At 76.1% G+C, this 20,576-nt stretch carries 19 protein-coding genes; 8 read left to right on the forward strand and 11 right to left on the reverse strand.

Going from position 1 to position 20,576, the window contains the following annotated elements:
* Positions 1 to 15 precede the first annotated feature (15 nt).
* On the forward strand, positions 16 to 2,886 hold the full coding sequence (locus CLT72_RS19515) for a TOMM precursor leader peptide-binding protein (RefSeq protein ID WP_101413024.1): 2,871 nt from the start codon (positions 16 to 18) through the stop codon (positions 2,884 to 2,886).
* 17 nt (positions 2,887 to 2,903) lie between these two features.
* On the forward strand, positions 2,904 to 4,640 hold the full coding sequence (locus CLT72_RS19520; protein WP_101413025.1) for a thiopeptide-type bacteriocin biosynthesis protein: 1,737 nt from the start codon (positions 2,904 to 2,906) through the stop codon (positions 4,638 to 4,640).
* Positions 4,641 to 4,690: 50 nt separating this feature from the next.
* On the opposite strand, the gene CLT72_RS19525 is transcribed toward CLT72_RS19520, so the two are convergent.
* The 4 genes from CLT72_RS19525 to CLT72_RS19540 are packed head-to-tail and all read right to left on the reverse strand — an operon-like array spanning position 4,691 to position 7,463.
* Positions 4,691 to 5,716, reverse strand: a complete 1,026-nt coding sequence (locus CLT72_RS19525) for a tetratricopeptide repeat protein (protein ID WP_101413026.1) — start codon at positions 5,714 to 5,716, stop codon at positions 4,691 to 4,693.
* Between the two features lie 10 nt (positions 5,717 to 5,726).
* On the reverse strand, positions 5,727 to 6,209 hold the full coding sequence (gene ispF / locus CLT72_RS19530; protein WP_091101607.1) for a 2-C-methyl-D-erythritol 2,4-cyclodiphosphate synthase: 483 nt from the start codon (positions 6,207 to 6,209) through the stop codon (positions 5,727 to 5,729).
* Positions 6,210 to 6,225: 16 nt separating this feature from the next.
* A complete protein-coding gene (gene ispD, locus CLT72_RS19535; protein WP_101413027.1) occupies positions 6,226 to 6,921 on the reverse strand; it encodes a 2-C-methyl-D-erythritol 4-phosphate cytidylyltransferase in 696 nt (231 codons plus the stop codon).
* A 56-nt stretch (positions 6,922 to 6,977) separates the two neighbouring features.
* Positions 6,978 to 7,463, reverse strand: coding sequence for a CarD family transcriptional regulator (locus CLT72_RS19540; protein WP_091626665.1), 486 nt, complete (start codon positions 7,461 to 7,463; stop codon positions 6,978 to 6,980).
* A gap of 327 nt (positions 7,464 to 7,790) precedes the next feature.
* Between CLT72_RS19540 and CLT72_RS19545 the strand changes: the two genes are divergently transcribed.
* Positions 7,791 to 8,474, forward strand: coding sequence for a hypothetical protein (locus CLT72_RS19545; RefSeq protein ID WP_101413028.1), 684 nt, complete (start codon positions 7,791 to 7,793; stop codon positions 8,472 to 8,474).
* 119 nt (positions 8,475 to 8,593) lie between these two features.
* Here the strand turns inward: CLT72_RS19545 and CLT72_RS19550 are convergent, their stop codons facing one another.
* The 4 genes from CLT72_RS19550 to CLT72_RS19565 form a co-directional block, all read right to left on the reverse strand.
* Positions 8,594 to 9,319: a hypothetical protein gene (locus tag CLT72_RS19550; protein ID WP_101413029.1), complete on the reverse strand. Its 726-nt coding sequence runs from the start codon at positions 9,317 to 9,319 to the stop codon at positions 8,594 to 8,596.
* A 31-nt stretch (positions 9,320 to 9,350) separates the two neighbouring features.
* Positions 9,351 to 10,409, reverse strand: coding sequence for a type III polyketide synthase (locus CLT72_RS19555; protein WP_101413030.1), 1,059 nt, complete (start codon positions 10,407 to 10,409; stop codon positions 9,351 to 9,353).
* Between the two features lie 100 nt (positions 10,410 to 10,509).
* Complete coding sequence (locus CLT72_RS19560; protein WP_101413031.1) at positions 10,510 to 11,676, reverse strand: acyl-CoA dehydrogenase family protein; 1,167 nt, start codon at positions 11,674 to 11,676, stop codon at positions 10,510 to 10,512.
* Between the two features lie 44 nt (positions 11,677 to 11,720).
* A complete protein-coding gene (locus CLT72_RS19565; RefSeq protein ID WP_101413032.1) occupies positions 11,721 to 12,494 on the reverse strand; it encodes a methyltransferase domain-containing protein in 774 nt (257 codons plus the stop codon).
* Between the two features lie 45 nt (positions 12,495 to 12,539).
* On the opposite strand from CLT72_RS19565, the gene CLT72_RS19570 reads away from it, so the two are divergent.
* The 4 genes from CLT72_RS19570 (at position 12,540) to disA (ending at position 17,170) form a co-directional block, all read left to right on the forward strand.
* Positions 12,540 to 13,379: a UbiA family prenyltransferase gene (locus CLT72_RS19570; protein WP_101413033.1), complete on the forward strand. Its 840-nt coding sequence runs from the start codon at positions 12,540 to 12,542 to the stop codon at positions 13,377 to 13,379.
* Positions 13,380 to 13,518: 139 nt separating this feature from the next.
* Entirely contained in the window at positions 13,519 to 14,298 is a 780-nt protein-coding gene (locus tag CLT72_RS19575) for a hypothetical protein (RefSeq protein ID WP_101413034.1), read from the forward strand.
* Between the two features lie 87 nt (positions 14,299 to 14,385).
* Positions 14,386 to 15,840 carry a DNA repair protein RadA gene (gene radA / locus CLT72_RS19580; RefSeq protein WP_101413035.1) on the forward strand — a complete coding sequence of 485 codons (1,455 nt, stop codon included), beginning with the start codon at positions 14,386 to 14,388 and terminating at the stop codon, positions 15,838 to 15,840.
* Positions 15,841 to 15,982: 142 nt separating this feature from the next.
* Entirely contained in the window at positions 15,983 to 17,170 is a 1,188-nt protein-coding gene (gene disA, locus CLT72_RS19585) for a DNA integrity scanning diadenylate cyclase DisA (protein ID WP_101413036.1), read from the forward strand.
* A 241-nt stretch (positions 17,171 to 17,411) separates the two neighbouring features.
* Here the strand turns inward: disA and CLT72_RS19590 are convergent, their stop codons facing one another.
* From CLT72_RS19590 to CLT72_RS19600, 3 genes are all read right to left on the reverse strand, one after another.
* Positions 17,412 to 18,158 carry a hypothetical protein gene (locus CLT72_RS19590; protein WP_101413037.1) on the reverse strand — a complete coding sequence of 249 codons (747 nt, stop codon included), beginning with the start codon at positions 18,156 to 18,158 and terminating at the stop codon, positions 17,412 to 17,414.
* Between the two features lie 148 nt (positions 18,159 to 18,306).
* Positions 18,307 to 18,891: a peptide deformylase gene (locus CLT72_RS19595; protein WP_101413038.1), complete on the reverse strand. Its 585-nt coding sequence runs from the start codon at positions 18,889 to 18,891 to the stop codon at positions 18,307 to 18,309.
* Positions 18,888 to 19,400, reverse strand: coding sequence for an ACT domain-containing protein (locus CLT72_RS19600; RefSeq protein WP_101413039.1), 513 nt, complete (start codon positions 19,398 to 19,400; stop codon positions 18,888 to 18,890). The genes CLT72_RS19595 and CLT72_RS19600 overlap by 4 nt, the downstream gene beginning before the upstream one ends.
* A gap of 258 nt (positions 19,401 to 19,658) precedes the next feature.
* On the opposite strand from CLT72_RS19600, the gene CLT72_RS19605 reads away from it, so the two are divergent.
* A complete protein-coding gene (locus CLT72_RS19605; RefSeq protein ID WP_101413040.1) occupies positions 19,659 to 20,558 on the forward strand; it encodes an HhH-GPD family protein in 900 nt (299 codons plus the stop codon).
* The last annotated feature ends 18 nt before the right edge of the window (positions 20,559 to 20,576 follow it).

The raw sequence follows: 20,576 nt of genomic DNA on the forward strand, positions 1-20,576 counted from the left end.
CCGCGTGGAGGCGACGTGGGCGAGGTGACCCTGCGACCGGGCACCCTGGTCCGGGCGGTCGAGGGCGGGCTGCTCGTGAGCGGCTGGTGGTCCGGTTCGGTGGTGACCTGCCCGCCGGTCGCGGGCGAGCTGTGGCAGCGGCTGGAGCCGCTCCTGCGCCGGGGTCTCGACCCGGCGACCGCCACCCAGGGACTGCCCGACCGGACCGCCAGGGCGGTGGGTTGGCTGCTCGGTCTCCTCGCCGAGCACGACGCCCTGGTCGACGTCCGGGTGGCGCTGGACGCCCACCCGTTGGCGGCCTGCCTGGCGGGGCTCGCGCATGATCCGGCCGGGGCGCTCGACGCGGTGTCGCGGTGCGCGGTCGAGGTCACCGGCGAAGGCGACCTTCCGCCGGCCGTACGGGCGGCGCTGGCCGCCTCCGGGTTGTCCGTCGGCGTCGGCGCGGACCTCGTCGTGTGCGTGCACGCGGAGGATCCCGGCGGCCGGCGGGAGCCGTGCCGCCGGGCCGCGTCCCGGCAGCCCGGCTCCTCCCGACCCGCCGTGCTACCGGTGACGATCCGGCCGGACGGCGCACTGATCGGCCCGCTGGCCCCGGCCGGTCACCCCGCCGCCGCAGACCGGCCAACCGCCACCGGCCGGGCCACAGCAGCCACGGCCACCACAGGCCGGGCCACCGACGCCACCGCCGCCGCAGGCACGGACGCCGGTCCGGTCGGGCCGGCGACCGGCCACCGGTCGCTGCCGTTCCTGGTGGCACACGAGGTCGTACGCGCGCTGGCCGGGCTCGCCGACGGCACGGCCCTGTCGCTGCGCGGCGGGGTCGTCCAGCGTGTCGGCGAGCCGACCGGCAGGCAGTCCCGGCCGTTCGCAGCGCGGACCGGGGCGCTCGCCGGTGCCCCTGCGCCGGGCGCCGGTGCGCTCCCCGATGACCCGCGGCCGGGCACCGCGGCGACGGCGGGAACGGTGCCGGCCCGCCCACCGGTCGACCCCGACACCACGTCCCTCGGTTCGGGCGCGGCGGACGACGGCCCGGTGCGGGTGTTCGGAGACGAAGACCGCCTGGTCCGGGCGATCGCCGTCGGCACCGCGGCCGTACGACGACAGACAGGTCGGCCCGTGGTGGTGGGCGTCGGGGCGGATTGGCCGGCGGCCCGGCACCTGGCCGAACAGCGGGCCGCCCACGCGGCCGGCAGGGCGTACCTCCCGGTTCGGGCGCGCGGGACGGCGGTCGAGATCGGCCCGCTGAGCAGCCCCGGCGTCGGCGGCTGCCTGCGGTGCGCCGACACCCGGCATCAGGCCGTCCTCGGTGCCGGTGGCGCCGCCACGCTCCTCGCCGACGGCCGGCCGCTGCCGCTGCCGCCGTACTGGCGGGGGCTGATCGGGGAACTGGCCGCCGACCGGCTCGCCGACGGCGCCGACCCACGCGTCGCCAGCGTGCTGTCGGTCCGCGACGGCTCGCTCGGCCGGCACCTGATCCGCGCGGTGCCGGACTGTCCGGCCTGCGGGACGCTGCCACCCGACTCGGCCGGTGCCGCCACGATCACCCTGCGCTCCCGCCGGCAACCCGCACCCGACCGCCTGCGGGCCCGCCCCGAACCGCCGGACCTGGCCGTGCTCCGCGCCGAACTCGTCGATCACCGGTACGGGCCGGTCACGCACGTCCACTCCGACCGGCAGGGTCCGCTCGCGCTCGCGGCGGCGGAGATGCCCGTCCCCGGTCGGTCCGGTCGGGTCGGTGGTTACGGTCGAGCGGCGGACCAACCGACCGCGCAGGTGCTGGCCCTGCTGGAGGCGGTCGAACGCGAGGCCGGGCGCTGCCCGCAGGGCCGCCGGACGACGGCGCTGGGCAGCTACCGGGAGTTCGCCGCCGACGCCGTCGACCCCGCCCGGCTAGGCCTGCCGGAGCCGGCGGCCGTCCGCCATCCCGCGTACCGGTTGGACCCCTACACCCCGGACACGGTGACGTCGTGGGTGTGGGCGTACGACCTGGTCGGTGGCCGGCCGGTCCTCGTGCCGGAGCATGCGGCCTACTACGGCGTGGAACGTGCCGGGGCCGCCCGGTTCCTCCACGAGTCCTCCAGCGGCTGCGCGGTGGGTGGCTGCCTGGAGGAGGCCGTCCTGCACGCCTGCCTGGAGACGATCGAGCGGGACGCCTTCCTGCTCACCTGGTACGCGGGCCGTACGCCACCGGCTCTGGCGCTGCCACCCGACGTCGATCCCCTGACCCGGCACCTCGCCGACCGGATCGCGGCGGAGGGCTACCGGCTGCACCTGCTCGACGTCACCAGCGACGTCGGGATTCCGGCCGTCTGGGCCCTCGCCGTCACGGACCGGCCCGACCGGGGCGCGACCTTCTCCGCCGCCGGGGCGCATCCCGATCCCCGCCGGGCCGCCGCGGCGGCGATCCTGGAGGTCGGGGTCAACGTGGCGGTCGCGACGAAGGTGGCCCGCCCGCCGCGCGGCCGGCTGCTCGCGATGCTCGCCGACGCCGACCTGGTGACGGAACTGGGGGACCACGCCGCCCTGCACCTGCTGCCGGAGACCCTGCCCCGCTTCGACTTCGCGCTCTCCGAGGCCGCCGCCGGCCCGGCGCGACCGCTCGACGAGCACTTCGCCGGCTGGCGCGAGCGGTGGCTGCACCCCGACCTGACCGAGGTGCTGCGCAGGGTCCTCGACGCGATGGCCGCCGCCGGGACGCCGCCGCTGGTGGTGGACCAGACCGGGGCGGGCGAACGGCGCCTCGGCCTGGCCGCCGTCAAGGTCCTCACGCCCGGGGCGGTGCCGATGACCTTCGGGCACCTCAACCGGCGGGTCGAGCTGCCCCGCCTGCGGCAGGCCCGGCTCGCCGCTCCCGATCGCCCGCTCCTGCCCCACCCGTTCCCCTGAAGGAGAGAGAGCCCCGCATGGGTCGCTGGTCCGCCCTGCACGTCCACCTGCACGCCGGTTCCGAAGGCACCGAGACGGTGCTGCGGGAGCACATCGTGCCGACCACGACGGACCTGCTCGCCCGGGGCGAGATCTCCTCCTGGTTCTTCGTCCGGTACTGGGAGGGCGGCCCGCACCTGCGCTGGCGGGTCGCCGACGCGACGCCGGAGACGGTACGGCGGATGCGCGCCGGGCTGGTCGAGGCGGTGGCCGCGCTGCCGCCACCGGCCCGGGAGCTGCGTCCGGCGGACTGGTACGCCCAGTTCGGCGTGCACACCTCCGACCGGACCGACGTGGGGCACGGGGCCGGCGGTGGGCCGGAGTTGGGCTGGCACCCGCACGGCACGGTGCTCGAACAGCCGTACCGGCCGGAGGTCGACCGGTACGGCGGCCCGGACGCGATCGGCGCGGCCGAGGAGCTCTTCGCCGCGTCCAGCCGGGTCGCCGTCGCGCTGCTCGACGCGCCGCCCGCCCGGCGTCGGTCGACGGCCGTTGACCTGCTGTTCGGGTTCCTCACCGCCAGCGGTCTCACCGGGCACGAGGCGGTCCGGTTCTTGCGCGGCTACGCCAACGGCTGGACGCTGGTGCCCGAGGCGCACGGTCAGGATCTCGGCCCGGCCCTGGTCGCGGCGGAACGCGACTTCCACGCCGACGCGTCCGTCTACCCGGCCCGGCAGCGGCTCATCGCCGACATCGTCGCGCGGGGCAGGGGCGCGGGCACGTCGGTGAACTACTGGGCGGACGAGGTCGCCGCCTACGTCGAGCGGCTACGCGCGCTCGACGGGCAGGGCCGGCTGCGCGGGACGCTGCCCGGCATCCTCGCGTCGCAGCTGCACATGCTGCACAACCGTCTCGGGCTGAGCATCCCGGCCGAGTGCCACCTCGCCTGGTTGGCGTCGCTGGCGTACGGAGCGCCGGCCGCTGCGCCGGACTTCCACGCCGACGGGGTCGACGCCCCGGACCGGGCCTACCACGAGGGGGCGAAGTTCGTCCGTACGCGGTGGCCGAGTCAGCGTCCCCGTACCGTCGGGTCCGCACCGGATCGTCCCCGCCCGTCCGACGCCGTGACCCTGACCTTGCCCGAGCCGACGCCGGGCGCGCTCGCCGACACCACGCTCGCGGCGGTGTTGCTCGACCGCCGCTCCCGGTACGACTTCGGCGGCGGCGGGGAGACGGACGTGGCGGACCTGGGCCGGCTGCTGCGCTACGCGGCGGGTGACACCTCGCCACCGGGGGGCGACCAGCGACGGCTGGCGTATCCGACTGCGGGCGCCCTGGCTACCGCCCGGCTGCTGGTGCTCCCCCGGCGGGTCGCCTCGGTGCCGGCGGCACTCTACGAGTACCTGCCGCAGCGGCACGCCCTCCAGCGGGTGGCACCCGATCCGGGCACCGACCGGCTGTCCCGGGTCGCGCCGCAGTTCACCCCCACCGGAGCCGACGTCCCGGCCGATCCGAGCGGGCTCGACGTCGAGACGGTGCCGCTCTGGCTGTTCGTGGTCGCTGACCTGCGCCGGGCCAGGTCCCGGTACGGGCTGCGCGGCTACCGGTTCGCCGCCATGGAGGCCGGCCACCTCGCCCAGAACCTGCTGCTCGCCGCGACGGCCCTCGGGCTCTCCGCCGCCCCGATCGGCGGATTCTTCGACGACGAACTCAACCACCTGCTGCTGCTCGACGGGCTGGACGCCAGCGTCTTCTACGCCCTCGCCCTCGGCTGAGGGCGGATCCCCCGGCCAGCCGACGGGCCGATCGGTCCCGACGGTGCCGGTTACGCCGTGGTGCGGGAGAGGACGGCGAGTTCGGCGGCGGTCGCGGCGAGGATGGCGAGCACCAGCGGCCACGGGGTGCCGACCAGGGCGTAGAGCAGGATCAGCGCCGGGGCGGTCGCCGCCGCGTAGACGGCCAGCGCCAGGACGCGGTCGGAGCGCAGCAGGCTCGGCAGGATGGTGCGGGCCAGGCCGGGCAGCCGGGCGGCGAAGCGCCAGACGACCAGGGCCCCGCCGAGCGCCGCGAACGCCGCCGCGACCCGGGACAGCCCGGCGCTGCCCGGCGCCATGCAGGCGATCAGCACGGCGGTGATCATCGTCCAGCCCGCGCCGTAGACCACGAGCTGGCGCAGGCCGACCGAGATGGTCCGGCCGGAGTCGACCCGGCCGGGGCTCATCGCGGCGGCCTCGGCCAGGTGTTCCAGCGCCTCGCTCCAGCGCCGCTGCTCCAGCCGCAGCACCCCGATGTCGTGGCGGGCCTCGGCGAGCTGCGGGTCCAGCCGCAGCGCCTCGCGGTAGGCCCGCTCGGCCAGGTCGTACAGCTGCATGTTGGCGGCGACCAACCCCAGGACCAGGTGCGCCTCGGGCTCCTCGGGGGTCAGCTCGACCCCGCGCCAGGCCGCGTTCAGCGCCGGCTGCCCGTTGCGGGAGCCGGCCAGGATCGCCGCGGCGCTGCGCTGGGCGTACGCGTCGTCGGGCCCCAGCGCCAGGATCCGGTCGGCGGTGCGGGCCGCCTCGGCGTGCTGCTCCAGGTCACCGAGGGCGAGGGCGCGGGCGACCAGCGCCGGCACGGCGTCCGGAGCGGCGGCGACCGCGGCGTCGGCGGCGGTGAGCGCCTCCGTCGGCCGGCCGGCCGCGAGGTGCACCCGGGACAGCATGGTCAGCGCCCCGGCGCTGACCGGGTCCAGCGCGACGGCGTACGCCAGCTCGCCCGCGGCCTCGTCGTAGCGCCCGAGTTCGGCGAGGAGCTGGGCGCGCTGGACGTAGCCGTCGAAGGCGGAGCGGTCGGAGGTGGCGTCGCTGGACATCGCGGCGAGCCTAGGCGGCCGGAGCCTCGTACACCAGGGCCACCGCGATGCCGGTGAGGCCCTCGCCCCGCCCGGGGAAGCCGAGGCCGTCGGTGGTCGCCGCGGAGACGGTCACCGGTGCGCCGACCGCCTCGGAGAGCACCCGCTGGGCCTCCTCGCGGCGCGGGCCGATCTTGGGCCGGTTGCCGATCACCTGCACGGAGACGTTGCCGATCGCGAAGCCGGCGGCCCGCACCCGGCGGGCGCTCTCGGTGAGCAGGGCGACGCCCGACGCGCCGGCCCACTCGGGCTGGCCCACGCCGAAGTTGGCGCCCAGGTCCCCGAGGCCCGCCGCCGAGAGCAGCGCGTTGCAGGCGGCGTGCGCGGCCACGTCGGCGTCCGAGTGCCCGGCCAGGCCATCCTGGTCGGGCCAGTGCAGGCCGGCCACCCAGCACGGCCGGCCCGCCTCGAAGGCGTGCACGTCGGTGCCGATGGCCACCCGGGGAACGATCATGCGAAGAGGGTACGCGTCACGCGCCGGTGGCGAGCAGGTGCTCGGCCAACGCCAGGTCGAACGGGCGGGTGACCTTCAGCGCGTACTCCGAGCCGGGGACGCAGGACACCGGGACGCCCTGCTTCTCGACCAGGCCCGCGTCGTCGGTGAGCGGGTCACCGGCGGCGGCGTGCGCGGCCGTCAGCACGGCCCGGCGGAAGCCCTGCGGGGTCTGCACCGCCCGCAGGGCGGAACGGTCGACGGTGCCGAGGACGACCTCGTCGGCGCCGACCTCCTTGATCGTGTCGACCACGGGCAGCACCGGGATCACCGCGTCGTGACCGGCGCGTACGGCCGCCGCGACGGACTCCACCAGGTCGGGCGGGGTCAGCGCCCGGGCGGCGTCGTGCACGAGGACGATCTGCGGGCCGGCGGGCACCGCCGCGAGGGCGGCGGCCACCGACGCCTGCCGCTCGGCGCCGCCGGGCACCACGGTCACCGGGGCGACCGGGGCGAGCAGGTCCCGTACCGCCTCGACCTCGGCGGCCGGGGCAGCCACGACGATGGTGTGCACCGACGGCGCGGCGGCGAGCCGGCGGACGGCGTGCACCAGCAGGGGCTCCCCGCCGAGCAGGCGCAACGCCTTGGGGCGACCGGGGCCGAGCCGTACGCCGGCACCAGCCGCAGGCACGAGGACCGCGACGTCACCGCGCGGATTGAGCTGCGCGGTCACGTCGCGGTCCTCGGTGGTTTGTTCGCCACGAATCGGGTACGACGATGCTGTGGGGACTAGGCCTCGGTGAGGACCTTGTCGAGCAGCGTCTCCGCCTCGTCCTTGGTGCTCTTCTCAGCCAGCGCGACCTCGCCGACGAGAATGTCGCGGGCCTTCGCCAGCATGCGCTTCTCACCCGCGGAGAGACCCCGCTCCCGCTCCCGGCGCCACAGGTCGCGCACGACCTCGGCGACCTTCAGCGGGTTACCGGAGGCCAGCTTCTCCAGATTCGCCTTGTAACGCCGCGACCAGTTGGTCGGCTCCTCGGTGTGCGGTGCACGGAGCACGTCGAAGACCTTGCCGAGGCCCTCTTCGCCGACCACCTCGCGCACACCCACGATCTCGGCGTTCTCGGCAGGCACCCGGACCGTCAGGTCACCCTGCGCGACCTTCAAGACGAGGTATTGCTTAGGCTCGCCCTTGATGACCCGAGTCTCGATTGCCTCGATGAGTGCGGCCCCGTGGTGGGGGTAAACAACGGTCTCGCCGACACTGAAAACCATAGGTTCGAAACCCCTTTCGCTGTGTCTAGGGTAACACGCTCAGGCACCGATGTCTCACCGCTGTCCTGACCGTTGGCGCAGCTCAGGGGCCCTGTGAGAGGTATTTCTTCAGCTTGACAGGCCGCCAAACCGGTGGTTTGACCACGCTCCGTAACGCTTGGATGACGTCCCGGTACGAGTGACGCGAACGTCGAGATCAAGGGCTATGCGCTCCTCCCATGGTAGCCCGCCGGCCGGGTACGCGCCCAGGTGTAGCGGCAGCCGGCCCCGTGCGGGACGCTGGAGGCCGAGCCGCTGTCCGCTCGCCGAGATGTCCCTGGGGGTGCGATGGGCAAGCCCGACGCAGACGGCCCCGGACTGCCCGACCTGCCACCCGAGTGGGGCCGGGTGGTCGTGCCCGATGACGCCTCCGCCCTGGCCACCGAGGCCGAGCAGATCCGCCAGGAGCTGCGCCGTACGCCCCGTCGCGCCATCGCGGCCCGGTCCCCGTACGCCCTGCCCCTGCTGGTGCTGATCGTGGCGGTGCTGACCACCCTCGCGGGCCTCGCGGCGGTCACCTGGCCCCGCACCGGCCGCTCCACCCCGCAGCCCACCCCCGCGCCGCACGCGCCGCCGGCCGGGCTGGCTGGTCGACCGCTGCCCGCGCTGGACCTGGTCGACGCGGGGCAGTCACCGGTGCCCCTGCGCGCGCTGGTGCCGGCGATGATCATCCTGGTCGACGGCTGCGCCTGCCCGCAGGAGGTGGCCACCGCCGCCGCCCTGGCACCGGCCGGCGTCACGGTGGTCACGGTCGCCGACGCCCGGCCCGTACGCGCCACGCCGCCCGCCGGGACGACCGTACGACCGCTCGCCGACCCGGCCGGCGGGCTGCGCGCGTTCCTGCACCTGCCGGCCCGCCCCGGCGCCGCCACCGCGCTGCTGGTGGACCGCTCCGGCGTCCTCGTCAGGGTGGTGCCGGAGATCCGCTCCGCCGAGGACTACCGCGCCGACCTGACCCGCCTCGCCGCCTGAGCCACACCTCTGGACCGCGCAGTGGAGCCGGCAGACCCGCGCCCTGGACCGCGCAGTGGAGCCGGCAGACCCGCGCCCTGGACCGCGCAGTGGAGCCGGCGGACCTCGGAAGCAGCGGATCAGGGCAGTGCGACCAGTTGCGCCTCGACGCGGAGCGGCTCGGCGTTGGCGCTCGACAGCGAGACCTGGAACGGCCCGCCCCTGCCGGTGACCTCCGTGAACGTGACCGAGCCGTCGCAGGCGCTGGTGATCGGGTCCGCCGCCCAGGCCCCCTCGACCACGATCAGCAGCTCGCCGGGGCCCACGCAGCGGTACTGGAGCAGGTGCCGGGCCCCGCCCTCGGCGGAGGCCTGCTTGACGAGGCCCTCCCCCGGGCTGAGCAGGGCCCGGGCGGTCCAGAGCGTGCCGGGGAAGCTGTCCAGCCCGCCGCGCCGCCCACCGCCCTCCTGACGCCAGCCGTCCCCGACACGGCGCGGCTCCGGGTCGGCGACGTCCACCCGGACCCTCGCCCCGCTGCGCGGGTCGGTCCGGAACGTGGAACCGTTGCGCGGATCCACCCAGACGCTGACCGGCCCGGTGGATGCCCGCGGCACCGTGAACCGGATCGAGTCGTCCGGGCGCACGCCGAGCAGGGCCCGGTCCGCCGGCGCGAGGTTGCTCGACACGGCCGGTACGGGGTTGGTGCGGGGTGCCTCCGCCTGCCACCACCAGCCGCCGCCGACCAGGGCGGCCAGCCCCGCCACGGCCAGTACGGCGCCGCGCAGCCGGTCGTCCGTGCCACCCGGAGTCGCCTGCTCACCAGGGTCCGGTCCGGATTCCGGCCGGTCTGCCGCGTCGGCGTCCATTACCAGAGGGTAACCGCAGCGGGCGACCGGTTCACTCCTGTCGTTCGAGCAGCGCGGCGTAGAGCGTCAGGCCGGGGCCGAACGCCAGCATCACCACCCGCCGGGGCGGCGACGCGGCCCGGCGCAGCCGGTCGAGGATCAGCAGCACCGTCGGCGACGAGCAGTTGCCGTGCTCGTCCAGCGTCGCCCGGGAGGCCGCCAGCCCCTCCGGCGGCAGGGCCAGCTCCCGCTCGACCACGTTCAGGATGCGCGGGCCGCCCGGGTGCGCCGCCCAGCCGTCCACCTCGGACAGCGTCGTGCCGTGGCGGGCCAGCAGCCCGTCGACCAGGCCGCGTACGTGCGTGGAGAGCACCTGCGGCACCTTCGGCGACAGCCCCATCCGGAAACCGGTGTCGGTGACGTCCCAGGTCATGTGGTCGGCCGTCGAGGTGTCCGTGACGGAGGTGACCTCGCGCAGCGCGTACCCCCGGCCGCCGGGGACGACCACGGCGGCGACGGCGGCGTCCGAGAAGAGCGCGTGGGAGACGATCTGCTGGGTGTCGACCCGGGCGCTGGAGGGCTGGATGTGCAGGCTGGTCAGCTCCGCGCAGAGCAGCAGCGCGGGCCGGCCCCGGGCGGTGACGAAGTCGCTTGCCGCGCCCAGCCCCGGCAGGGCCGCGTAGCAGCCCATGTGCCCGACGAACATGCGCTGCGTGTCCGGGGCCATGCCCAGGTCCCGGGCGAGCAGGATGTCCAGCCCCGGGGTGGCGTACCCGGTGCACGAGCAGACGACGAAGAGCCCGACGTCGCCGGCGGAGAGGCCGGCGGCCGTCAGCGCCCGGCCCACCGCCTCCTTGCCCAGCGGCAGCGCCTCGACCAGGTAGCGGCGCATCCGCCGTTCGGTGGGCCAGTCGGAGACGTCCTCCAGCAACGGGTTCACGGCAGCCTGCCGGCGGGTGACCCCCGAGTGCGCGAAGATCCGCTGCGCCAGCGCCCGCGTGCTGCCGGAGAAGTGCTTCGAGAAGAAGCCCTCCCACAGGTCGTCCTGCGCGGCCGACGGCGGGTGTGCCGTCCCCAGCCCCGCGATCACCGGTACGGCCACCATGCCCACCTCTCGTCCGGCCTTGCGCACCGGGCGGCCGAGCCCGCCCCTGGACAGGCCCCCCGTACCGTGCGCCCGCGCGTCCGCCGCCCCGGCGGACCCCCCACGCTCACCAACGAGGAACCGTCGTGTCGCGGTCCGGGTCGCCGCCCAGCGCGGCGATGCCGAGCCAGTCCGCGCAGACGTCCGACGTCGCCGGGTGCAGCGATCCGCAGCGGGCGTCCCGGTAGAGCCGCTCCAGCGGATGCCCCCGCCGGGTGGCGGACGTGCCGGCCGCCTCCAGCATGGACGCCGCCACGTCGGCGGCGGTGGTGCCGGCGAGCAGCTTCGCCCGCCACACCCAGCGGTTCGTCTCCGCGTCGCCCGGGGCCTCGTCGACCCGCCGGGCCGCCTCGGCGACCACCAGTTGGGCCGCCGCCACGGCCGCGTCGGCCCGGCCGAGGCGGGACCGGACCGCAGGCAGACCGGCGAGGTTGCGGGCGTTCAGGTGCTCGGCCGCCGCGTCGACCGCCGCCCGGGCGACCCCGACGTAGACGGCGGCGTAGCTGGCCACCAGCCAGTGCGGCATGAGCTGGGCGACCACCAGGGCCAGCCCCTCCACGCCGCCGAGCAGCCGGTCGGCCGGCACCGTCACGTCCAGGTGCAGGTCGTGCGAGGAGGTCGCGCGCATGCCGAGCGAGTCCCAGGTCGGCTCGACGGTCAGCCCCTCGCCCGCCGGCACCAGGAACTGCGACACCACCGACGGGTCGGCGGCGCTGCGGGCGGCCACCAGGTAGCCGTCCGCGTGCCCCGCCCCGGAACAGAACGTCTTGCTGCCCTTGAGGTGCCAACCACCGTCGGCCGGCTCGTAGACGGTGCTGAGCTGGGACAGCCGGGCGCCGGCGCCGCGCTCGCTCATCGCCACCGCGTACCAGGCGCCCTGGGCGGCGGCGGCGAGCAGCCGGTCCCGGGCGGCCAGCGCCTCGTCCGGCACCCCGAGCGCCTCGGCCAGTTCCTCGGTGACCGCGCCGAGCGCGCCGGTGACCGAGGCGTGCATGTTGAAGACCAGGGCCGTCGCGCCGTTGCCCCGGGCCAGCTCGGTGGCGACGGCGGCGTACTCGGCGAAGGTGGCGCCCATCCCGCCGAGCGCGGTGGGGACCATCAGGCCGAAGAGCCCGGCCTCGCGCAGGTCCCGGAAGTCCTCGGACGGGAACGAGCCGTCCCGGTCGTGCTCCGCCGCCCGGGCGGCCAGCCTCGGTGCCAGGCGGCGAGCCGCCTGGAGCGCGTGCTGCGTCATACAGCCCCCTTCTCGGCCCTCTCCCTACCCAGGGACGGGCACCGCTATCCGCTCCGCGTGCCACGCCCCTGGTAGAGCACGGCCGTCGACCACGTCGGCACGATCCGCGGCGTGGGGCCGGCGGCCGTCGCGTCCGGACGGCCGCCCGGCGTCGCGCCCGGACGGCCGGCGGCGCGCATCCGGCGGGCCAACCAGCCGAGCAGGCCGGGCAGCCCCGGCCGGATGCCCCGCAGCCGCAGGTCGACCCCGTGCCGGGCGCACTCGGCCACCAGCGCCCGGGCGTCCACGAACAACCGTGGATCGTGGATGCCCCTCGGCACCGTCGGCAGCCGCTCGGCGATCCGCACGGCGAGCAGGCGGCTCAGCGCCGTGTCGTTCAACGTGTCCAGGACGAGCAGGCCGCCGGGCCGCAACAACCGGCACGCCTCGGCCACCGCGCGCCGCCAGTCCGGCACGTGCTCCAGCAACTCGCCCGCCGCGACCACGTCGGCGCAGCCGTCCACCAGCGGTACGGCGGCGGCGTCGCCGTTGACGGCGGTCACCCCGTGCGCGGCGGCCTGTTCCAGAGCGGAGCGGGTGAGGTCGACGCCCACGTGCCGGTAGCCCTTGCCCGCCAGGTGCGGGGCGAGCAGCCCGGCGCCGCAGCCGAGGTCGACCAGGAGGGCGCCGGGGCGGGACGCCGGCGGCACGAGCGCCGCGCGGGCCTCGGCCAGCCAGTGCAGCATCGCGAACGCGCCGTCGGGCCGCCACCACTCGCCGGCCAGGTCGTCGTACTGGCGGGGATCGTTGCGTGGCAGGGTACGGCCCGCGTCTGGCATGGACCGAGCGTGGCACGACTGCCCGGTAACGACCAGACTTCCCTCATGTCGCCAACGGTGCTAGGGCTGGTCAGGGCGAGTCACCCGGAGCCGGCCGCCGCGGTCACCACGGTGGCCGGGCTGCTGGCGTGGGGTGTCGGGCACCGGCCCGCCGGGATCCTCGCCGTGGTGCTCACCGTGGCGGCCAGCCAGCTCGCCGTCGGCTGGGCCAACGACGCGCTCGACGCCGACCGGGACGCCACGGTGGGGCGTACCGACAAGCCGGTCGCCGCCGGCGCGGTCGGCCGCCGCGCGACGGCCGTGGCCGCCGCGGTGGCCGCGCTCGCCACCCCGGCGCTGGCCCTGGCCACGGGGCCGACCGCCGCCCTCTGCGCCACCCTCGGGCTGGTCTCCGCGCTGCTCTACGACTGGCCGCTGAAGTCGACCCCCGTCTCGGTGCTGCCCTACGCGGTGTCCTTCGGCTCGCTGCCGGCCTTCGTCGTGCTGGCGCTGCCCGGGGCGGTCCTCCCCCCGGTCTGGCTCGTCGCCGCCGCGGCCTGCCTGGGCGCCGGGGCGCACTTCGCCAACGTGCTGCCCGACCTGGCCGACGACGCCCGGACGGGGGTGCGCGGGCTGCCGCACCGGTTGGGTCCGGCCGGCAGCCGGGCGGCCGCCACGCTGCTGCTGCTCGCGGCGACCGCCACGCTGGTCCTCGGGCCGCCCGGGCCGCCGTCGGGGGTCGGCGTCGCGGCGGTCGCGGCCGCCGTCGTGGTGCCGCCGCTGAGCTGGTACGCCGGGCGCGCGGCCGCCCGCCCCGGGGGCCGGCAGGTGGCCGCCTTCCGGGCCGTGATGCTGGTCGCCCTCATCGACGTCGTCCTGCTGGTCACGAGCGGCCGACTGGTGTGAGCCGCGCCCCCTCGGGTGGCATCTCCGGGTCGGCGTGCGGCGGTCGATCAGGCCCAACTACCCTGGAGCGCGGTCTGCGCGGGCATGGCCACCATGCCCGGCGTGAGCACCGGGTGGGATCGTGACGAGGAGGACCGACGTGACGCGCTCGATCAGGGGTTCCCGGCGGGCGGCCCTGCTGCTGTCCGGGATGGCGGCGGCGACCGGGCTGCTGCTGTCCGGCTGCGGCGCCGGCCAGGTCTCCGAGACCGCCAACAAGGAGCCGTCGGTCCAGGGCGTCAACCTGTCGGCCGGCAACGGCGAGTACGCGGTCCGTGGCCTGCTGGTCGACTTCCCCGGCACCGAGGGCTACCAGGCGGGCGCCAACGCCGTCCTGAACGCCGTCATCTACAACGACTCGCGCAACCCGGTCACCGTGACCGTGACCACCGACAGCGCCCGCGAGGTGGTGATCACCGGCACCGGTGCGGCCGCCAGCCCGTCGGCGTCCCCGAGCGGGTCGCCGTCGCCCGACCCGTCCGCGTCGCAGCCGGCCAGCCCCGGCACCTCCGAGAGCCCCTCGGGCTCGCCCGCCCCGGGCACCTCGGAGAGCCCCTCGGGCTCCGCCAGCCCCGGCGCCCCGGAGAGCCCGTCGGCCCCGGAGAGCCCCGCCGCGCCGGCCGGCGAGCCGGCCCGGATCGAGATCCCGCCGCTGAGCTACGTGCAGCTCAACACCGAGGCCGACCGGGTGCTCCAGCTCATCGGCCTGAACGAGTCGCTGCGCTCCGGCCAGAACGTCTTCGTGACCTTCGACTTCGGCAACGGCGTCACCGTCACCGGCCCGGCGCCCGTCGCCGTGCCGCTCACCCCGGCCGCGCCCCCGTCGCCGATCATCGAGCGCGAGGGCGGCTACGAGGGCCAGGAGGACGGCGGGCACTGACCCGCCCCCGACGACCGACGACACCGTCGGCGTGGTGACCGCCACGCCGACGGTGTCTTCGTCGTACCCGGGGACTAACGTCCCAATGTGACCACCTCCCGATCGACCTCCCCCCGCGCCGGCGGGGCCGGCGGGCGCGGCCGCGCCGCCGCGCGCGAGCCCCGGCCGGCCTACGAGTGCGACGCCTGCGGCCACCAGCCGCCGAAGTGGGTCGGGCGCTGCCCGGAGTGCGGCGAGTGGGGCTCGGTGGTCGAGTGCACGGTCACCGGCCCCACGGTCTCCGGAAAGGTGGTCAGCTCCCGGATGCCGGCCGAGCCGGCCCGGCCGATCGCCACCATCAGCGCCGCGCCGGCCCGGGCCCGCCCCACCGGCGTCAGCGAGCTCGACCGGGTCCTCGGTGGCGGCCTGGTCCCCGGCGCGGTGGTGCTGCTCGCCGGGGAGCCGGGCGTCGGCAAGTCCACCCTGCTGCTCGACGTGGCCCAGCAGTGGGCCGCCGGCGCGGGCAGCCCCTCCCTGGTGGTCAGCGGCGAGGAGTCGGTCAGCCAGGTCCGGCTGCGCGCCGAGCGGATGGGCGCCCTGCACGACCAGCTCTACCTCGCCGCCGAGAGCGACCTCGCCGCCGTGCTCGGCCACCTCGACGCGGTCAAGCCGGGCCTGCTGGTGCTCGACTCGGTGCAGACCATCTCCACCAGCAACGCCGAGGGGGTCTCGGGCGGGGTGACCCAGGTGCGGGCGGTCACCGCCGCCCTGGTGTCGGTGGCCAAGGAGCGCGGCATCGCCACGGTGCTGGTCGGTCACGTCACCAAGGACGGCCAGGTGGCCGGCCCCCGGGTGCTGGAGCACCTGGTCGACGTGGTGCTGCACTTCGAGGGCGACAAGCACTCCTCGCTGCGCATGGTGCGCGGGGTGAAGAACCGGTTCGGCGCCGCCGACGAGGTGGGTTGCTTCGAGATGCACGAGGGCGGCATCAGCAGCCTGGCCGACCCCTCCGGGCTCTTCCTGACCCGCTACTCGGAGCCGGTGCCCGGCACCTGCGTCACGGTGGCCATGGAGGGCCGCCGGGCGCTCGTCACCGAGGTGCAGGCGCTGATCGGCGCGACCGTGGCCGGCTCGCCCCGGCGGACGGTCTCGGGGCTCGACTCGGCCCGCCTGGCGATGGTGCTGGCGGTGCTCCAGCGCCGCACCGAGCGGCTGACCCTGCACGACCGGGAGGTCTTCGCGGCCACCGTCGGCGGCATCCGGGTGGTGGAGCCGGCGGCCGACCTCGCCGTCGCCCTCGCCGTCGCCTCGGGCGGGCTCAACCTGGCCATCGCGCCGCACCTGGTGGCGATCGGCGAGGTCGGCCTGACCGGCGAGGTGCGCCGCGTCGGGGCGGTGCCGCGCCGGCTGGCCGAGGCGGCCCGGCTCGGGTTCCGGCTCGCGCTGGTGCCGACCGGCTGCGGCCCCGACAGCACCGGCGTCACCCCCGGGGACATGCGGGTGATCGAGGTGACCGACGTGCGCGCGGCGCTCCAGGCCGTCGCCCGGGTGTCCGCCGAGTGACCGCCGGTGGCGCCCGACGGAGCTTATGCCGTGATACCGGACAGCTCGGACGCCGGCCCACGGTCCGGGCGAGGTGGGGCATCGTGACACATCACAGTAACCACGACAGCACCCACCGCAGGGCAGTCCGTAGACTGTGCCCGTGCCGACCGACCGCGACACCGCCAAGCCTGCTGGCGCGACACCCCACGCCCGCACCGGCGCCGTGTCCCCCGCCCGCGCGATCAGCGTGACCGTGACCGGCGGCGCCGGGGGCGCCGGGGGCGCTGGCGACCCGCTGCGGGCAAACCTGGCCCTGATGGCCCCGGGCACCGCGCTGCGCGACGGTCTCGAGCGCATCCTGCGCGGCCGGACGGGCGCGCTGATCGTCCTCGGCTACGACAAGGTGGTCGAGGGCCTCTGCACCGGCGGGTTCCCGCTCGACGTCGAGTTCTCCGCCACCCGGGTGCGGGAGCTGTGCAAGATGGACGGCGCGGTCGTGCTCTCCAGCGACGGCACGCGCATCGTGCGGGCCGCCGTGCACCTGATGCCCGACCCGACCATCCCCACCGAGGAGTCCGGCACCCGGCACCGCACGGCCGAGCGGGTCGCCCGGCAGACGGGCTACCCCGTGATCTCGGTCAGCCAGTCGATGCGGATCATCAGCCTCTACGTCAACGGCCAGCGGCACGTGCTGGACGACTCGGCGGCGATCCTGTCCCGCGCCAACCAGGCGCTCGCCACGCTGGAGCGCTACAAGCTCCGGCTGGACGAGGTCTCCGGCACCCTCTCGGCCCTGGAGATCGAGGACCTGGTCACCGTACGGGACGCGGTCGCCGTCGTGCAGCGGCTGGAGATGGTCCGCCGGATCGCCGACGAGATCGCCGGCTACGTGGTGGAACTGGGCACCGACGGCCGGCTGCTCGCCCTCCAGCTCGACGAGCTGATGGCCGGCGTCGACGCCGACCGCACCCTGGTGATCCGGGACTACCTGCCGGCCGGCCGGAAGTCCCGCACCCTCGACGAGGCGCTGGTGGAGCTCGATCTGCTGGGCGCCACCGAGCTGATCGACCTGGTCGCGGTCGCCAAGGCGATCGGCTACCCGGCCGCGTCCGACGCCCTCGACGCGGCGGTCAGCCCGCGCGGCTTCCGGCTGCTGGCCAAGGTGCCCCGGCTGCCGGTGACCGTGGTCGACCGCCTCGTCGTGCACTTCGGCAGTCTCCAGCGCCTGCTGGGGGCCACGGTCGAGGATCTCCAGGCCGTCGAGGGGGTCGGCGACGCCCGCGCCCGGGGCGTACGCGAGGGGCTGTCCCGGCTCGCCGAGGCGTCGATCCTCGAACGCTACGTCTGACCCCGGCCGGGCCTGGGCACCTCGACCCGCCCCGGCGGCGACCGGTGCGCGTACCGGAGCGACCCGTGTCCCGGGCGGGCCCAGGCCGTGGTGCACACCGTCCGAGGCCCGGCACCGGCTGCGTCGAGCAGTGGGCGGCGCTGGACGGCACTGGGCGAGCCAGACGGCCGAGGCGGGCCGTTCCTGACCGCCCGGCACCCGCTGACGGTCGGGCGGAGGACAGCGCGGGGCGTGCGGGCGGTCAGTTGGTGACGGTGAGCTTGACCGGCTCGCTGAGCTTGGTGCCGACCCGGGCGAAGACCTGGTAGGTGCCGGCCGGCGGGTGCGGGCCCGCCGCCACCCCGTTGGCGCACTTGGTGGTGTCGCGGCCGTTCCAGCCCACCTGGTAGGAGCGTTCGAAGCCCGGGGTGAAGGACTGCACGTCGGCGCCCTGGGCGGTGCCGCACGTGTCGGACGACCAGATCTTCTCCGCCCCCGACTTGATGAACAACTCCTGTACGGAGGCGCCGACGTCGCGGCTGCACGTCCGCTCCGACCGGTTCTTGATCTTGAGTTGCAGGTCCACGACGGCCCCGCGCACCACCGAGGCGGGCTGGGCCACCGGGGTCACCGTGATCTCGGCGTCCGTGCAGGTGCCTTCGTCGACGGCCGGCACCACGGGCGCCACCGGCGGCGTATCGGTGGTGCCCGAGCCACCCGGCGGGTCACCGGCGGAACCACCCGACGGTTCACCGGCGTCGGGACCGCCCGGCGCGCCCGGCGCGGGCGCCCCGGTCTGCGGGGTGAGCACCGAGCCGGTGGGTTCCGGCGAGGCACCGGACGACGTCGCGCCCGCAGAGGGCTGCGCGTCGCCGTTCTTGTTCGCGTTCCGGCTCGAACCGGTGCACGAATAGAGCAGGACAATCAGGAAGAGAAGCCCCGCTCCGAGTACGACGGCGCGACGCCGCCAGTAAACGGCGGGGGGCAGGGGGCCGACCGTCAGACGCATGATGCCCCCACCGTAGCGGCGCGGAGCACGCCAGCACCGCGCGACGCGCCGAGGCCGCCGCGGCTCACCGCGCCGACCCTCCACTTGCGACGGTTGTGCCTGCCGACCGTGTCCCGTCGGCGACGCTCGGTCGACGTGCCGGCGCCACTCAGAGGTACACCTTGCGCTGGTAGATGGCGTGGGCGCCGGCGACCCGGTCCAGGAAGAGCAGGCCGGCGCAGTGGTCGATCTCGTGCTGGAGGGCCCGCGCCTCGAACCCGTCCGTCACCAGCCGTACGGGCCGGCCGGTGCCCGGCAGCACGCCCTCCACCACCAGCCGGCTCGCCCGCTTGACGTCCCCCGTCAGGTCGGGCACCGACATGCAGCCCTCCCGGGCGACCTTCCACCGGCTCGCCTCGACGACCCGCGCGTTGCAGAGCACGAAGGTGCCGTGCACGGTGAGCGCCTTCGGGTGGCCGACCACGTCCACCGCGAAGACCCGCGCGGCCACACCGATCTGCGGGGCGGCCAGCCCGACGCAGCCCGGCGACACCCGCATGGTGGCGATCAGGTCGGCGGCCAGCCGTACGGTCTCCTCGGCGGTCGGGTCCACCTCGCCGCCGACGTAGGTGAGCACCGGCTCCGGGGCGGACACCACGGGCCGCACCTCCCCCGGCACGCCCAGCGAATCCGGGGTCCAGTCGCCGAGGCCCGCGTACGCCTCGCTGTCCGGGCCGCGTTCGCCGCCGGTCACAGCACGTCCGGATCTGCCGGGCGCAGGGTCACCCCGACGCCCAGTTCCGCAGCCGTCGCGGTCAACCGTCCGGCCAGCTCGTCCGCCGTACCGGGCGGCAACTCCACCTCGGCCACCACGACGTAGAGCGCACCGGCCAGCCGGGTGCTCAGGTCGGTGACGTTGCCGCCGGCGTCGGCGAGCACCCGGGTCATCGCCGCCACGATGCCCATCCGGTCCGCGCCATGCACCGCCATCACGTACGGCTCGCCGGCGGGAGCCGTCTCACCGTCGGGGGTGACCGCGCGTACGGTCGCCAGCAGCTGGCCGTCGGCGGAGAGCAGCGCCAGCGCGGCCTCGACGTCGGCGGCGGCCGGGCCCACGCAGATCAGGGTCATCGCGAAGTGCCCCCGCAGCCGGGTCATCGTGCTGTCGGTGAGGTTCGCGCCGAGCCGGGCCAGCACCTCGGCGACGTCGGCCACGATGCCCGGCCGGTCCCGGCCGATGACGGTGATCGCGAGCTCGTTCATCCGGGCATTCTGCCCGATCCGTCCGCCGCCGCCGCTAGCGCCCCGCCCGCACCGCCCAGCCAGCGGGACGCTATGCGGCGGGCGGGAGGCGCCGGGGTGCGGCCCCGGCCTCGACCGGGACGCGACGCGGCGGGCGGCCGGGCCGCCGCAGGCCGGGGCGAGGCGGGCAGCCGGGCCACCGCAGGCCGGGGCGAGCCGGCGGCGCGTCGTCGCCCGCGCCGCTCCGGTCGTGGGCCGCGTGACATCATCGGCGGCGCGATGACTGAGCCCACTTTCGCCACCCTGGTCAGCCGGTGGTACGAGCAGAACGCCCGCGACCTGCCCTGGCGCGGGCCCGACGTGAGCCCGTGGGCCATCCTGGTCAGCGAGGTCATGCTCCAGCAGACGCCGGTCGTCCGCGTGCTCCCCGCCTGGGAGGCCTGGCTGGCGCGCTGGTCGGAGCCGGCCGCCCTGGCGGCGGACAGCCCCGCCGAGGCGATCCGGATGTGGGGACGGCTCGGCTACCCCCGCCGGGCGGTACGGCTGCGGGGCTGCGCCGTGGCGATCGTCGAGCGCCACGGGGGCCACGTCCCGGACCGGCTCGACCAACTGCTGGCACTGCCGGGCGTCGGCACGTACACGGCCCGGGCGGTCGCCGCGTTCGCGTACGGTCAGCGGCACCCGGTGGTCGACACCAACGTACGACGGGTCGTCTGCCGCGCCATCGCCGGCGAACCGGACGCCGGCCCGGTCACCCGCCCGGCCGACCTGGTCGCCACCGAGGAACTGCTCCCCACCGAACCGGCCGCCGCCGCCCTGGCCAGCGCGGCGTTCATGGAGCTGGGCGCGGTGATCTGCGTCGCCCGGTCGCCCCGCTGCGGGGCCTGCCCCGTCGAGTCGGTCTGCGCCTGGCGCGCGTCCGGCCGCGAGGCGCCCGCGGGTCCGACCCGCCGCCCCCAGCGGTACGCCGGCACCGACCGGCAGGTACGCGGGCTGCTGCTCGGCGTACTGCGCGAGGCCACCGGGCCGGTGCCGCACCAACGGCTCGACCAGGTGTGGGCCGACGACGTCCAGCGGTCCCGGGCCCTCGCCGGGCTGGTGCGGGACGGCCTCGTGGAGCCGGTCGGCGAATCCTCGTTCCGCCTCGTCGGCGACGGACCGCCGGTCCCGGTGGGCTGACGCACCTCGACTCGCCCC

It is taken from the genome of Micromonospora sp. CNZ309 (genome assembly GCF_002846525.1).